The sequence below is a fragment of the Alcanivorax sp. HI0044 genome, assembly GCF_001634945.1.
Map to the genome: position 1 here is coordinate 1 of NZ_LWEZ01001177.1, position 1,708 is coordinate 1,708.

The following is a 1,708-nucleotide window of genomic DNA, read 5'->3' on the forward strand; positions in this document are numbered from 1 at the left end:
GGCAGAGGTCGAGCAGGCTGGCGACATTCGGGCGCTGGACGATGTGCGGGTGAAGTACCTGGGCAAAAAGGGTGAAATCAGTGCCTTGATGAAGGGGTTGGGCAAACTGAGCGCAGAAGAGCGCCCGCAGGCCGGCGCCGTCATCAATGAAGGCAAGCAGAAGGTTCAGGACGCTATTGCCGGGCGCAAAAGTGCCATGGAAGAGGCGGCCCTGAATGAGCAGCTGGCCAGCGAGACCGTTGATGTGACGTTGCCGGGCAGAGGCGAGTTGCCGGGCGGGTTGCACCCGGTGAACCGTATGCGTCGCCGCATTGAGGATTTCTTTTTGCGTCTGGGGTTTGATATTTCCGAAGGCCCGGAAGTGGAGGATGACTTCCACAATTTCGAGGCCTTGAATATCCCCGGCCACCACCCGGCACGGGCCATGCACGATACCTTCTATTTCGGTGATGGGCGCCTGCTGCGCACCCATACTTCACCGGTACAGGTACGGGTGATGGAACAGGGCAAACCGCCGTTCCGGATTATTGCGCCGGGCCGTGTGTATCGCTGTGATTCAGATTTGACCCACACTCCCATGTTCCACCAGGTGGAAGGCCTGTTGGTGGACAAGGGCATTACCTTCGCCGATCTGCGTGGCACCGTGGCGGAATTCCTGCGCTTCACCTTTGAAGTGGAAGACTTGCCGGTACGTTTTCGCCCCAGCTATTTCCCGTTCACCGAGCCCAGCGCGGAAGTGGATGTGGGCTGCGTGAGTTGTGGTGGCGATGGCTGCCGGGTGTGCTCGCACACCGGCTGGATCGAAATCATGGGCTGCGGCATGGTGCACCCGAAGGTGTTGGAAGCGGGCGGCGTTGATGCGGAAGAGTACAGCGGCTTTGCCTTTGGTATGGGGATCGAGCGTATCACCATGCTCCGTTATGGCGTGAACGACTTGCGGTTGTTTTTCGAAAACGACACCCGCTTTTTGTCCCAGTTCAGCTAACGTCTCCCGCGAACAAGTTAAAGGAATCACGACATGCGTTTTAACGAAGCCTGGTTGCGGGAGTGGGTCAACCCCGCCGTGGATACCGACACCCTGGTCCAGCAATTGACCATGGCCGGCCTGGAAGTGGACGCGGTGGAACCGGCCGCACCGGATTTTAGCGGCGTGGTGGTCGGGCAGGTGGAAAGCTGCGAACCGCACCCGGATGCCGACAAACTCAGTGTCTGTCAGGTGACCAATGGCACCGACACGGTGCAGGTGGTGTGTGGTGCGGCCAATGTGCGTGTGGGCCTGAAGATGCCCTTCGCCCAGGTCGGCGCGGTGCTGCCCGGTGACTTCAAGATCAAGAAAGCCAAGCTGCGCGGCCAGGAATCCAATGGCATGCTGTGCGGCGCGTCGGAACTGGGCCTGGAAGACCTGATCGATGGTCTCATGGAGCTGCCGGAAGACGCCCCCGTGGGCACCGATTTTCGCGACTACCTGAGGCTCGACGACACCGTTATCGAAGTGGATCTGACTCCTAACCGGGCTGATTGCCTGAGCCTGCGCGGTATCGCCCGGGAAGTGGGCGTGATGAACCAGAGCCCGCTCACCGAGGCGGCCATCAGCAAGGTGGCGCCGGCCATTGATGATGCATTGACCGTAACGCTAGCGGATAACGCCGGCTGCCCCCGCTACCTGGGCCGGGTCATCAAGGGCGTGGATGTCAACGCTGCCACCCCG

Annotated in this window: 2 protein-coding genes; both read left to right on the top strand. The window is 60.7% G+C overall.

Annotated features, from left to right (window positions below):
• Positions 1-985: phenylalanine--tRNA ligase subunit alpha (pheS, locus tag A3730_RS15600; protein WP_063538403.1), on the top strand; the 985-nt coding region annotated here is incomplete at its 5' end.
• A gap of 33 nt (positions 986-1,018) precedes the next feature.
• Positions 1,019-1,708, top strand: a 690-nt coding sequence (gene ytpR / locus A3730_RS15605; RefSeq protein WP_197477495.1) for a YtpR family tRNA-binding protein, incomplete at its 3' end; no start/stop codon positions are given.